13 protein-coding genes and 1 riboswitch are annotated in these 12,236 nt (G+C 64.5%); of the genes, 9 read left to right on the plus strand and 4 right to left on the minus strand.

The window, feature by feature from the left end:
- From HPY58_00005 to HPY58_00030, 6 genes are all read left to right on the plus strand, one after another.
- Positions 1-173: hypothetical protein (locus tag HPY58_00005; GenBank protein NPV28041.1), on the plus strand; the 173-nt coding region annotated here is incomplete at its 5' end.
- A gap of 43 nt (positions 174-216) precedes the next feature.
- Entirely contained in the window at positions 217-1,821 is a 1,605-nt protein-coding gene (locus HPY58_00010) for a diguanylate cyclase (protein ID NPV28042.1), read from the plus strand.
- A gap of 277 nt (positions 1,822-2,098) precedes the next feature.
- Positions 2,099-2,293 carry a hypothetical protein gene (locus HPY58_00015; GenBank protein NPV28043.1) on the plus strand — a complete coding sequence of 65 codons (195 nt, stop codon included), beginning with the start codon at positions 2,099-2,101 and terminating at the stop codon, positions 2,291-2,293.
- Positions 2,291-2,380: riboswitch (cyclic di-GMP riboswitch) on the plus strand. (Overlaps the previous gene by 3 nt.)
- A 283-nt stretch (positions 2,381-2,663) precedes the next feature.
- Positions 2,664-3,596 carry a prepilin-type N-terminal cleavage/methylation domain-containing protein gene (locus tag HPY58_00020; GenBank protein ID NPV28044.1) on the plus strand — a complete coding sequence of 311 codons (933 nt, stop codon included), beginning with the start codon at positions 2,664-2,666 and terminating at the stop codon, positions 3,594-3,596.
- 80 nt (positions 3,597-3,676) lie between these two features.
- A complete protein-coding gene (locus tag HPY58_00025; GenBank protein ID NPV28045.1) occupies positions 3,677-4,996 on the plus strand; it encodes an O-antigen ligase family protein in 1,320 nt (439 codons plus the stop codon).
- A gap of 47 nt (positions 4,997-5,043) precedes the next feature.
- A complete protein-coding gene (locus HPY58_00030) occupies positions 5,044-5,541 on the plus strand; it encodes a hypothetical protein (protein ID NPV28046.1) in 498 nt (165 codons plus the stop codon).
- Here the strand turns inward: HPY58_00030 and HPY58_00035 are convergent.
- The 4 genes from HPY58_00035 to HPY58_00050 are packed head-to-tail and all read right to left on the minus strand — an operon-like array spanning position 5,530 to position 8,066.
- On the minus strand, positions 5,530-6,255 hold the full coding sequence (locus HPY58_00035; protein NPV28047.1) for an ABC transporter ATP-binding protein: 726 nt from the start codon (positions 6,253-6,255) through the stop codon (positions 5,530-5,532). The two genes, HPY58_00030 and HPY58_00035, sit on opposite strands and share 12 nt — an antisense overlap.
- Before the next feature lie 15 nt (positions 6,256-6,270).
- Positions 6,271-7,029, minus strand: coding sequence for a cobalt ECF transporter T component CbiQ (gene cbiQ / locus HPY58_00040; protein ID NPV28048.1), 759 nt, complete (start codon positions 7,027-7,029; stop codon positions 6,271-6,273).
- A gap of 3 nt (positions 7,030-7,032) precedes the next feature.
- Positions 7,033-7,671: a cobalt transporter CbiM gene (gene cbiM / locus HPY58_00045; GenBank protein NPV28049.1), complete on the minus strand. Its 639-nt coding sequence runs from the start codon at positions 7,669-7,671 to the stop codon at positions 7,033-7,035.
- Positions 7,671-8,066, minus strand: coding sequence for a carboxypeptidase regulatory-like domain-containing protein (locus tag HPY58_00050; protein ID NPV28050.1), 396 nt, complete (start codon positions 8,064-8,066; stop codon positions 7,671-7,673). Before HPY58_00050 ends, cbiM begins: the two co-directional genes overlap by 1 nt.
- A 362-nt stretch (positions 8,067-8,428) precedes the next feature.
- Between HPY58_00050 and HPY58_00055 the strand changes: the two genes are divergently transcribed.
- Genes HPY58_00055 through HPY58_00065 form a run of 3 tightly spaced genes read left to right on the plus strand, consistent with a single transcriptional unit; the run spans position 8,429 to position 12,223 of the window.
- Positions 8,429-10,165: a type II secretion system protein gene (locus HPY58_00055; GenBank protein ID NPV28051.1), complete on the plus strand. Its 1,737-nt coding sequence runs from the start codon at positions 8,429-8,431 to the stop codon at positions 10,163-10,165.
- An 11-nt stretch (positions 10,166-10,176) separates the two neighbouring features.
- A complete protein-coding gene (locus HPY58_00060) occupies positions 10,177-11,640 on the plus strand; it encodes a hypothetical protein (GenBank protein ID NPV28052.1) in 1,464 nt (487 codons plus the stop codon).
- A gap of 16 nt (positions 11,641-11,656) precedes the next feature.
- On the plus strand, positions 11,657-12,223 hold the full coding sequence (locus HPY58_00065; protein ID NPV28053.1) for a hypothetical protein: 567 nt from the start codon (positions 11,657-11,659) through the stop codon (positions 12,221-12,223).
- Positions 12,224-12,236: the final 13 nt, after the last annotated feature.

A 12,236-nucleotide genomic window follows, 5' to 3' on the forward strand; every position in this document is an offset into this window, starting at 1 on the left:
CGGTTTTCCAGCCCGTTGCCTCTTTTTACCGGACTGTGGAGGAGTGGGCCGGAGACCCCCAGGGCCTGAACCAGGATATCGCCTGGTGCATTGCTCTTCCTGAGTTCGAAGGGGTGATCGAGCCGCTTCTCTTTACCGCAAGTACGGCCCGAAGACTGCGGAAGCTTATTTGAAATCATTTCTCGCCTGACAGATGTTTACGGGGGTCGAGGATCATTGCGCATTTCTCTGAGCCAGCTTCTCACGCGGTGGTTTCTCGTGTTCGCCTTGCTGCCCGCAGCAGTCCTGGGATATGCATCTTACAGGTACACCCTGGCCACCGCCGAGCACTTCTCCTCCCAGATCTTGCAGGTCGTCTGCCAGAAGGAGGCGGAAGTCGTGGCTCGCTGGCTGAGCGCCGCGGCCGACAGGGCCCGGGAGGAGGCTGAAGGGGCCGCTTTGGGAGAAGCCCCGACCGGCCCTGAGCTTCTCTCGGTGCACCGGAAGATCGCCGGGTGCAGGTCTCTGGCGTTTGCCGGGAGCAGCGGGAGGATTGTGGTTGTCCCGGCCTCAGGCGCACCCGCGCCGCGCGAGGAGATCGCGCGGGCGGTAGCTGCTCTCAGGAGGTCGGGCCGCCCCCGTTTTTTTCTCCTCGATCCGATACAGAGAGGCATTCAACTGGTTTTCCCGGTAGGGACCGGGTTCCTGTGGGCCGATTTCGACGCCCGCCCCCTCGAGGCTCTGCTCCGGCCGGTGTTGGTGGGAACGGCTGCAGCCGGCCCTCCTTCGGAAAGCCTCTTTGATAAGCTTTTTCGGTTCCACTTCGGCTACCGCCCCCAGCTGCCCGAGCCCGGCGCCATCAGGTCGTACCTGCTGGCGGAACAGGGCGCGCTCGGCGCGGGGGCAAGTTCCCTCAACGCGGAAACCGCAAAATTGATCAAGAAACAGGAGCCTGCGCCTGTGACCTACACAGACCAGCGCGGAGAAAAAGTTCTTGCGGCGGGGAAGCTGCTTCCGGACAGCGATTTCGTGCTTGTGGTGGAGGCGCAGAAAAGCGAAATCGCCCGGGGCGTTTCCTCCCAGGGGTTTAACATGGTCTTCCTGGCCGTTTTTTTAGTCTTAATGCTGAGCCTTCCCTTGAGCACCCTCGTCACGCGGAGGATCACAGAACCCCTGCGCCGGCTGGCCGGAGAGGCGAGGAAGATCGCGGACGGAGAATTCGGGCGCCGGATCGAGAACGACTGTCCCGGCGAAATCGGGCTTCTCGCCGACACCTTCAACGAGATGTCCCTGCGCCTCAAGGACTCCTACGCAAGGCTTAAAGAAATGGCCTACAACGACGAGCTGACCGGGGTTTGCAACCGGCGCTTTCTGCTGGAGCGGGCGCGGGAAGAGCTGGCGCGAGCGCAGCGCACAGGCCGGTCCCTCAGTGTGGTGATGGTGGACATGGACAACTTCAAAACCATCAACGACACTTTCAGCCACTCCTGCGGGGACACCGTGCTGCGGGAGGTGGCCGGGGTCTTGAAGAAAACGGCGCGCGCTTCGGATGTGGTCGGCCGCTACGGGGGGGACGAGTTCGTCGTCGTTCTCCCGGAAACGGGCAAGGAGGGCGCCCTCTCTTTTTGCGAGCGCGTCCTGGCGGCGCTGCAGGGCCGCTCGTTTGACGGCGGGAGGGTCAGGGCGATGGTGAGCATGGGGGTTTCCGCCTGGGAGCCCGAACGCGGCCCTGCAGTTGATCTCGACCGGCAGCTCAACAGGCTCCTTCAAGAGGCAGACGACGCCCTGCTGGAGGCGAAGCGGAGCGGCCGCGGGCGCGCCTTGCTTCACGATCAGGCGTAAGTTTTCCGCAGCCGGCAGGAACCGGCTGCGCCTCGCGAAGCTGCTTTGAAAATTTCGAAAATTTGCGAATTTGGGATAAAAAAGGTAATTGCGCCATCCGGTTCGGGAATAATTTGTTGTTTTGGTGTTTTTTGGTCCAAAATGGCAGTTGAACTTTTTTTTGGAGGGATTTAGAATTGACTAAACAGATGCAGACAAGCGAAAACCGCGAACTGCACCAGGAAGGTGAAAACCCACGAAGGGTAGTTCACCTTCTTTTTTTCGGAGAGAGGTGATGATGGGCAAGACCGCCACCAACGAGGAAGTGCTGGCGAAGGTAAGCGAGCTGTACCGGGAGCTTTTCTACCACAACGGTTTCGGGGAGATGCACATCGAGATCCGCATCCTGAAGAAGGGGCAGAAAGAGGTCATCATCCACTGCGGCAAGCAGTACCGGTATGTGGTGGACTACCCGGAAAAGGAATTATGGTGAAAGGCGGAGGCGAGGAAGCGCGGCTCAGAAAAACCTGGGCGCCGAACGAGCCGCGGGGAGCCAGTGGCGCAACCGGCCGCTCCTTTAGAATTCGAGTAGGATTCGAGGGGGCGGCCTTTTTGGTGGAGGCCCGGGGCAGAAGCCCGGGGGCCTGCCCCGCAGAAGCGGGGGGAGCCAGCGGGCGGCGTTCAGCCCCGCCGGGGAGGATCTTCGGGGGAGGTGAGAAGAGCCGAAAAAAGAGAGGGCCGCGGGGGAGGGCCCCGGGCCAGGCGTGTTCCGCACCTGAGCCTTCTTTAAGAGGGCGGTTCCGCGGGGGAACCCTTCTTAAAGCAAACGAAAATCTTCGAAAATCTTTAAGGAGGGTATTGAGATGCTGAAGAGGTTTAAGAGGTTTGCCGGCAACAGCAGCGGTTTCACGCTGCTCGAGCTGATCGTCGTGATCACCATCATGGGCTTCCTGGCGGCCATCCTTGCCCCCCGCCTGGCGCGGGTGAGCGACGCCGGCGTGGACATGCAGTGCGACCAGAACAAGCACCGCCTGACGGAGATCCTGGCCAGCTTTGTCCAGCAGAACAACCGCCTGCCGAACTACCTCGTGAACCTGGCGGTTAAGGACAAGAACGACAACTGGGACATCTCCTCCTGCGACAACGACCCCGACAACGGGCCGGAGTTCCTCTCCGAGGAGTTCAACGCGCACAACAACCTCGGCTTGTACAAACTGGGCGGTGACGATGTCAACGCATTGAAGGCCATGGGCATCAGCAACATCATCCTCTACAAGGATACGGGGCTCTCCGATCCCGAGAAGCGCTGGGAGAACTTGGGCGTCCAGTCCGTTACGACGTCCGTGTACCTCGCCATGGTCGGCGCGGGCGCGGGCGGACTGAGTTCCGGTGCGAAGTACTCCGACCCCAGCCTGATCGGGCGCCTGCTGCTCGGCGTCGGGCCTGACTGCGAGCTCGTGAAGAAGGGCCTCATCACCAACGCCGGCATCTACGCCGACTCCCAGCGCAAGACGGACTACTACAAGTACGGCTACTACACGATCATCCTGCCGCGGCTTGCCTCGGGCGTTGAGTGGGTAGCGGCCAACGTGATCGACAAGGATCCCGACACACCTGGCATCCAGGTTGAGGCCTTCTTCGACGCCAACGATAACGAGAAGCAAGACACAGGCGAGCGCGTAGAAACGTTCACAGTCGACGAAGAGCAGGACGTCTGGGACTTCTACGTGATGTGCCCCGAGGGCCACAAGTTCCACATCAGCATCGACGGCGAGCACGCCTGGGTGCTCCTGTAAAACAGTGGCGCAACCGGGGAGAGGGGCTTCGCCGCCCCTCTCCCTCCTTTTTTAAACAAGCCTTGAGAGGAGCTGATCTCTTGTCCCCTACCGTGTGGCTGCAGGGCCTGCGGGAGCGGATCCCCCGGGCCGGGTACCTGGTTCTCTGGTTCCTTTTCGTCGTCTACCCCTTTCTCGTCGTCCCCCACGGCTACTCCCCCCTCTTCCTCGGCCGCCGGCTCCCGCCGGACTACTACTACTTCCCGCGCTTCGCGGTGCTCCTTGCCCTCGCCCTGGCGGCCCTCTGCATCCTCCTCAGGGAGCGGCCGCGGCTCAGGGGGGAGCGGGCGCTCGTCGCCCTCGGAGCGTTCCTCCTCTTCGCCTTCATCTCCACGGCGCTGGCGGCCTACCCGGCCGTCGCCTGGTGCGGCAGCCCCCTGCGGCGCACGGGCTTCCTGACGTACCTCGCCTCTTCCCTCCTCTTTCTCCTCGCCTCCACCACCCTCGACGAGGAGAAAACGGAGCGGCTCCTCGGCCAGGCGGCGGCAGCGGCGGCGCTCGTCTCCCTCCTCGCCCTGGCGCAGGGGTGGGGCCTCGATCTCGTGCCCCGCGACCTCTACCGGGAGCGCCTCCAGGGCTTCGGGACGATGGCGGCGCCCGGCTTCCTCGGGGCCTACGCCGCCTTCTTCCTCCCGGCCGCCCTGGCGCGCTGCCTGAAAGCAGGGAGGACCTCCCGGATTCTCTGGCTTCCTGTGGCCTGCGCCGTCTGCGCCGGGGTTGTGGCAAGCGAGGCACTCTTCGCCTGGCTCGCCGCCCTCGCCGGCCTCGTCCTCGTCGCCGCCTCCGCCTGGCGGAGGCCGGAGCGGCGCCTCCCCCTGGGTTTCGCCCTTGCTGCGCTCACAGCAGCCGCCTCCGGCCTCCTGCTTGCCAGGGGCGTCCCCTGGGCCGGCAGCCCCTCCCTGCTGGCCGTCCCTGTTCAGCCCGGGGGGCCCACCCTGGGGGAGCTGCTCTACATCGTCTGGCCCGCGTGCCTGCAGCTTTTTAAGTGCGCCTGGGACTTCGGGATCGGGCCCGACCACCTGGTCTACGCCGGGATCAGCACCCTGATGGGAGTTGTCGTGGACAAGGCGCGCAACATCTTCCTCGAGGTCGGCGTGACGATGGGGGCCTTTGCCCTCCTCGCCTACCTCGCTTTCTTGAGTTCCTTCTTCAGGCGCCCGCGGAGCGAGCAGGGCCTCCTCCTCCTCGCCATGGTCCTCGTCTACCTGGTCCAGGGGTTTTTCAGCGTGGAGGACCCCGTGCTCATGCCCCTCTTCTGGACCGTCCTGGGGGCGGTGCTGGCGGTGTGGAGGCAGGCCGCCCCGCAGGCGGCCGGGGAGGAGTGCCCTGCTGCCTCCGGCGCCCGGCCCGCGCCGGGCTGAGCACTGCTTGAAATTTTCATGAAATTTTCATGAAGGGAGAGGTCTTTATGAAAAGGATTGCCGCAGCCCTGACTGCCCTTTTGCTCCTGCTCCTGGTGGGAGCGGCCCTTTTCCCCGTCCCGCCGGATGCAGGCGCCCACTCCGTCGGGCTGGTGGTCAAGGCAGGCGGGATGGACCTGACGGTAACCTTCGGCGGCGGGTTCCCGGCCGGCAACGCCGACGTAAAGGTCTACAGGGAGGACGGGACGCTCTGCCTGCAGGGGAGGGCGGACAGCGAGGGCAGGTTCCGCTTTGAGCCGAAGGAATGGGGGAAAAAATGGGTGATCGTGGCCGAGCACTCCGGACACACAGGGGAGAGCGTTTTTTCCGGTGCGGGCGAAAAAAGCGGGATGGGATTGCCGCTGCCTTTAACGATCGGGGCGGGGCTCGGCTACCTCGTTGGTCTGGCGGGAATCGCGCTGGGCTACAGGGGGCTTAAGGCCGGCAGGGGCCCGCGCGGGGCGGGAGCGGCTCCGGCGGAAGGTCCGGAAGGCTCAGCGCAGTGACAGGGAGTGCGGCCGCTCAAGGCCGTGCGCCTCCATGAGCGCCGCATTGCCCAGGATTTCTTCTGGTGCTCCGTCGGCGACGAGGCGCCCTCCGTCCAGCAAAATGGTGCGGTTGCAGACCTCCAGGATGAACTCCAGGTCGTGGGAGGCGACGAGCATGGCCTCCTGCGCCGAAGCCCGGAGCAGATTGATCAGGCGCCGCCGGTAGCGGCTGTCGAGGTTTGCCGTCGGTTCGTCGTAAATCACGAGCCTGGGACGCATCGCCAGCACCCCGGCAACTGCCGCCAGCCGCTTCTGGCCGCCGGAGAGATGGTGGGGCGGGCGGCCGGCCAGTTCTGTGATGCCGGTGAGGGCCAGGGCCTCCCGGACCCTGGCCTCCACCTCTTCCTTTGACAGCCCCAGATTGCGCGGGCCGAAGGCGACGTCATCCCAGACCGAGGGGCAGAAGAGCTGGTCGTCCGGGTTCTGAAAGACCATGCCGGCCTCGGGGCGGAATTCCCCGGGCACCACCGGTTTGCCGAAAAGGCGGATTTCCCCGGCCGCCGGTTTCAGCACCCCGCAGACCAGCAGGAAGCAGGTGGTCTTCCCCGCCCCGTTGGGGCCGACAACGCCGACCCGCTCCCCCGCCCACACCGTGAGGCTAAGGTCCTCCAGGACGGGAAGCCTGTTTTCGTAAGAGAAGGTCAGCCCTGAAACCTCCAGCACCGGCTCCACTACGTTACCTCCCCCTCAGCGCAGGAGCATTTCGGCGGCCGCGAGTCCTGCCGCCGCCAGCACGACCGCCGCGGACCAGGCCCAGTCGCGGAAATCAGCCTGAAACCCGTCCCGGAAGGAGGCAGGCCGGCCGTAGCCCCGCAAAATCATCGCTTTAAAGACGCGGTCTGACTGCTCGTAGCTGCGGACCAGAAGCGTCCCGGCCAGCGAGGCGAGGGCGCTCAGGCTCCCCGGGCGGCGGCCGCGAAACCCCCGCAGCCTCATGGCCGTCTGCATCGTCTTCAGGTCGTCGCCGATTTCGTAGAGGTACCGGCAGGAGAAGAAGGTCATGTCGGCCAGGATGCAGGGCAGGCCGAGGGCCTGCATTGCCTTTACGGTGGTCAGAAAGGGTGTGGTGCCGAAGAGGACGGTCCCGACGGTCAAAATGCAGGCGAACTTGACCGCGATTAAAAGCAGGGCGAGGCAGCCTTCCTCTCTTACGGCGAGGGACCCGATGTGGAAGAGGACGGTCCGGCCTGAGAGAAACGGCAGGATCACAGCGATCATCAAAAGAAAGAAGCCCGGCAGGCGCAGCCGGCTCAGCAGAAAGGACAAAGGCAGCCCGGATGCAAGGTAAAGAGCGCCGCTGGCCGCCAGCAGCGCCGGCAAAAGGCGCAGGTCGCGCACAGAGGCGAAGGAGAAGATCAGGGCCATCAGGGCGACCAGTTTGTGCCTCGGATCCCAGCGGTGCAGGGGAGTGCTGAGGTTTGCGTGCGCGTCCAGACCGAGCTTCATCCGTCAGCCCTCCAGGAGTTCAGGCTTCACCCGGTGGAGGAACAGAGCCACCAGCGCCGTAAAAGCACCTTCAATCACCATTAGCGGGACGTGGGCCAGGGTCAGTGCGATGATGCTCGCCCGCTGCGCCTCTACATCAAGGCCTGCCGGGATTGTTGTAATCAAAATGATGAAGGCGGCAGCCGCCGCAAGCCCGACCGCCCCGGCACCGGCCAGGAATCCGAAGATGCCGGTTCCCACCAGGCTGTCCTTGCCGAAGATGCGGCGCAGCCGGAACAGGTGGTAGGCCAGGAACGCCGGTACTCCCATGATTGTGGCATTCACTCCCAGCGTCGTCAGGCCGCCGTGCTGAAACATCACTGCCTGGAAGAAAAGGCCGATGAGAACGGCAGGGAAGGCGTAATAGCCCAGCACCACCCCCAAAAGGCCGTTCAGGACGAGGTGGACGCTGGCAGGCGGCACCGGGATGTGAATCCAGGAAGCCACCAGGAAGGCGGCGGTAAGGAGCGATGCCTTGGGAATGCCCTCCCGCGGGTTCGCCTTCCGGCCGATTTTGCGCAGGGACCACCAGGCGGCTGCCCCGGCTGTGGCGTACCCGCCCAGGCAAACACCGGCACCCAGAATGCCATCCGGTATGTGCATCAGCCCTTCCTCCTTGAAAAAAACAGGGCGGTGCCGGCGAGTCCCCAGATGACGCAGGCCGCCATCAGGATGATTTGCAGCGGGGTAGAGCCGCTGCTCCCTGCTGCTGCACCCTCGCCCAGGGGGATGTCAATCACCCCGCCGTGGCCCGCCTGGTACACCTGCACATGCCAGGTCCCTTTCCTGGAAGGGTCGGGCGTGAAGGTAAAGCGCCCGTTCCCATCGCACTTTCCGGTAGCCCAGGGTGCGGAAGGGTTGCCCGGGGCGTAGACTGCTACCTCGCCCCCGGCTACCGGTTCGCCCGTGTCGAAAACAGCCGTAATCTCAACCGCACTCCTGACCCGGTAGGCAATGTCGACCCCGTGGGCGAAAGCTGCTGCCTGCACACCCAGCATCAGGAGAGAGACAAGTGCAAGGATAATCAGCTTCCTCTGCACAGCTATTCAAACCTCCTGAGGAAAAAGCTTAAATCCGCACAAAAAAACCATGAACGCCGTCCTTCCTTCTGGAAGGCTAAGGCACCTTCATGGTTGCCGCCGGTTATCTAATTCTTTTCTTGGCATTAGAATTCCTGCCGGGGAATGAATTTTTTTGCCGGCCTGCGGGCCCGGGTGCCTCACGAAGCTGCTTTCGAAAATTCGTGAATTCGGGATAAACAAGGTAATTGCGCCGTTTGATTGGGAAGCAATTTGTTATTGTGGTGTTTTTTGGTCTAAAACGACGGTTGAACTTTTATTTGGGGGGATTTAAAATTACAATGTTAAACGCAGGCAAGGTGCTAAATGCAGACAGGCGAAAACTGGCGAACTGCACCAGGAAGGTGAAAACCCACGAAGGGGTGGTTCACCTTCTTTTTTTCGGAGAGATGTGGATGATGGGTAAAGCCGTCCAGACCTGCACCCCCGGGAGGATCATTGTGGACGAAGCGCGCAGCATCTTGCCGGAACCCGGCGTGACGGGGGGGACCCGCGCTCTCCTTGTCTGCCTCTTCCGGCGCGGGAGGAGCAGGCAGGGCTTCCTCCCCGCCCCCGCGGGCTTCACCCTTTTGGAGCTCATCCTGGTCATCGCCATCATGAGCTTCCTTGTCGCCATTATCACTCCGCTCGTCGGCTTCGCAGACACCAACCAGAAGGTGCGGGCCACAAGGGAGAGGCTCGAGGAGGTCCGGACCGCCCTCCTGGGGCCGCGGGGCGCCTACGACGCCGAGGGTCTGCGCGTGGTCGGCGGCTACGTGGGGGACCGCGACCGCCTCCCCCTCCTGCACAGGTCGATCTGGAACGACGTTTATAAGCGCTGGGACTGGCCGGACCGCGACAGCGCGAGCGTGGTGGAGGACAACTACGGGACGGGCCAGCCCCTCTCCCTCTGGGAGGAGGTCTACGCTGAGAAGGAAGACTGGAAGGGGCCCTACCTTCCCTGCCCCCGGGATGAGTACCCCGACGACGCCGCCGGCCTGGACTGGAACAATCCGGCGGAAAAGCGCGAGTTCGAGATGCGCCAGACCGGGGGGAAGCTGGCGGACGCCTGGGGGCGCGCCCTCCTCTTCTGGAAGGAGGGGAGCGGCCCCGGCACCACCCTGTGGATCATCAGCGAGGGCCCGGACCGGAAGAGCGGCTGGCGGGACGCGGGTGGGAATCCTGTCCTGCCGGGCGACGAAAGGGTGGATCATTATGACCCTACGGCTCAGGAAAGTAAGGACGACGTCGTCCTCAAGATCACCCCCGAGGAGTGGTACAGCCCCAACAGGGCCGCCCGCGAGGAGAGGACGCGCCAGATCCTCGAGCGCATCAGGTCCGCCCTCCTCGGCCCCCCGGATGCCTGCGACGCCGCGGGGCGGCGGATCATCGGGGGCTACCTCGGCGACGTGGGGAGCTGGCCCAAGCTCTACAAGTGGGACGAGTCCCAGTCCAAGTGGGTGGAAGATGCCTTGGAGGGCCAGCCGCGCGGCCTGTGGGACTCGGGGTGCGCCCCCACGATACCCGACAGCGTGTACGGGTTTGCCTGGCGGGGACCCTACCTCACCAGACCCTGGGGCGAGGGGAAGGACGAGGTCCTGCGCGACGCCTGGGGGGAGCCGCTCAGGTTCACCCTGGAAGCCGGAGGCATCCTCACCATCGCCAGCGCCGGGAGGGACAAGAACTTCGATACCCCTGATGATATCAAGACGGTGATTGCCGCTTCGGCGTGGCAGGTGGCGGGGGTGGTCTTGCGCGGGAAGGTTGCCAACGAGACGGGAGATGGCGTGGATGTGGAGGTTTCCCTCTGCTACCAGCCGGAGGGGAAAACGGTGAGTTCCACTGTTTATGTTCCTCCGGGCGGGAGTTCGCCCTTCGTGCTGGAGGTGCCCTCGGGTGACTACACCTGCGGGGGAGCGCGGCTCGCCCGGGCCGTTCTCACCAGCACAGGCGAGGAAAAAAACCGGGCTGTGGTCTTCATCGGGGTTGGGGGGACGCAGTCCCCGGCAGAGGACAAGCTGGTTCTAACAATCCGCTAATAGAGGTGGTTATGTTGCTCTCAGTCCTGGCCCTTGAGCTCGACGGCCCGGTGCTCCGGGCCGTCGCCGTCCGGCGGGCCTTCCGCAGCTTCGTGGTGGGGGAGCACCTCGAGGCGGCCCGCCCGGAGGAAGGCGCCCCCCTCGCCCCCGAGGAGGCGCGCATGGTGGCAGCCAAGATCCCCGGCTGCCCGCGGGACGTTGTCGTCGTCACCCCCGAGGTGGAGATGGTGGAGGTCGTCATGGACGCCCGGCGGGTGCGGAAGATGAGCCCGGAGCAGCTGAGGGAGGCGGTGCGCTGGGAGGCCGAGCCCTACTGCACCCTGCCTGCTGCCGAGTGCCTCGTCGGCTACGAGCTGGGCCTGGAGACCTGGGAGGGGCAGCAGGCGATCTGGGTGACGATGTTTCCCCGCGCCGACTACCAGGCGCTCAAGCGCGCCCTGTCCGGGGCGGGCCTGAGGCTGAGGAGGGTCTACCCCCCGGACGTCTGCTTCGGGGCGGCGGCGGGGCGCTGGGACCCGGCGCCGGAAAAGATCGCCGTGGACGTGGGGCTGAAGGCTATCCGGCTCACCCTGGTTGCGGATGGGGAGAGCTGCTCCTACCGCGTCCTGCCCTACGGATTGGAAGCGCTCCGGCTGCACCTCGACGGCCTGCCCGACGAGGGGCTAACCAGCGCTCTGGCCGAGGTCTTTGAGGCGTGGGAGGGGCGCGGCCTGAAAGTGGTGCTGACCGGCGCGGGCGCGGGGGAGGCCGGGGTGGCCGATTTTTTCCGGCAGTTCTGCGCCGGGGCCGCGCCCCTGACCATTCCGGCAAAGAGCGGTGCAGCCTCCGCTGCCTTCGCCAGCGCGGCCGGCGCCGCCCTGCGGGAACTCTACCTTTCGGGGAAATGGAAGACGGTGGGCCCCACCGATGCCGTGAGCGCCCTCCGGCTGTTCCGCGAGCGGATTTACCTCTACCCCCTGCTCGCCTCAGCAGCAATCATCGCCTTTTTCCTCGGCCACTGGCTCTGGCTCGCGCACCAGACCGGGGTGGCGGAGAAGCAGGCGGCCGCCCTGAAGGAGGAGCGGGAGACCTTGAGTAAGCTGAAAAATGAGAGTGAGGAGCTGGAAAAAAAGTGCCGGCTCCTGCAGACCCAGCTCGACTTCCTCAGCAGGGGAGGGAGCGCCGAGCTTGCGAGCGCCGTAGACTTCTGGGCCGCCCTCGGCGCCGCCGCCCCGCCGGACCTCGCTCTGAAAGAGGTGAAGCCCGGTGGGGGCGGCCTCTGGCTGGTAGCAGGGGAGAGCGGAAGCGTGAAGTCCATCCGCGCCTTCGTCCTCGCCCTCCAGCAGGAGGTCTGGTGCAACTATGCCAGGATCGAGAGCATCGGGCGCACGGAAAAAACCGAGAAAACATCCTCCCCGGAGACCGGGCGGGAGGAGGAAAGAAAAGAGGTTGTCTTCAGCTTCAGCCTCAGGGTCGCGGTAAAGGAGGGGGCTTGAGAGGGGTGGCACTGCGGTGAAGCGCAGGCTCACGAGGTCCGAAAAAATTCTGCTCCTCACAGTTCTTCTGGTGGGAAGCTTCTATTTCTACGTGAACAAGATTTATGATCCCTCCATGCGGGCCTTCGAAAAGAGCCGCCGCGAGGTGGAAAGCCTCCGGGCGGAGGTGGCCGGGTTGGGAACCGAGTGGTCGCTGCGGGGAAGGCTGGTCCAGGCGCGGAGGGAGGCCGGGAGCCTGGAGCAGGACGTGGAACGTCTGATGGTTTTGAAGAAGGCCCGGACGGAGCGCGAGGCCACGCTCGTGCTTGCGGAGGTGCTGCACCTGGCCCTCGCGAGCGGGCTGGACGTCAGGAACCTGGCGTTCAAACAGGCCCGCGGGTCGGAGAGTGCGGTGCCTGCCCGGCCTGCGGAGGCGTTTTCGTGGCAGGAGTACGGCGTTGTTGTGGAAGGGAGCCACAACGAGCTTGTGAGCTTCCTCTACCACCTTTCGGAGATTCAGAAGCTGGTGGTCCTGGAAAACCTGCAGGTGAAGGCCGGCAGCCAGCCTGGTCTTCTCGAAGCCTCCTGCATCCTGCTGATCTGAGGAGGGAGCTTGA

The sequence above is a fragment of the Bacillota bacterium genome (assembly GCA_013177945.1).
GTDB lineage: Bacteria > Bacillota > DSM-12270 > Thermacetogeniales > Thermacetogeniaceae > Ch130.

Coding starts and splice junctions, on each gene's coding strand:
- HPY58_00015 (NPV28043.1), top strand. CDS start 2,099: ATGGGCAAGACCGCCACCAACGAGGAAGTGCTGGCGAAGGTAAGCGAG.
- HPY58_00020 (NPV28044.1), top strand. CDS start 2,664: ATGCTGAAGAGGTTTAAGAGGTTTGCCGGCAACAGCAGCGGTTTCACG.
- HPY58_00030 (NPV28046.1), top strand. CDS start 5,044: ATGAAAAGGATTGCCGCAGCCCTGACTGCCCTTTTGCTCCTGCTCCTG.
- cbiQ (NPV28048.1), bottom strand. CDS start 7,029: ATGAAGCTCGGTCTGGACGCGCACGCAAACCTCAGCACTCCCCTGCAC.
- cbiM (NPV28049.1), bottom strand. CDS start 7,671: ATGCACATACCGGATGGCATTCTGGGTGCCGGTGTTTGCCTGGGCGGG.
- HPY58_00050 (NPV28050.1), bottom strand. CDS start 8,066: ATGCTGGGTGTGCAGGCAGCAGCTTTCGCCCACGGGGTCGACATTGCC.
- HPY58_00055 (NPV28051.1), top strand. CDS start 8,429: ATGTTAAACGCAGGCAAGGTGCTAAATGCAGACAGGCGAAAACTGGCG.
- HPY58_00060 (NPV28052.1), top strand. CDS start 10,177: ATGTTGCTCTCAGTCCTGGCCCTTGAGCTCGACGGCCCGGTGCTCCGG.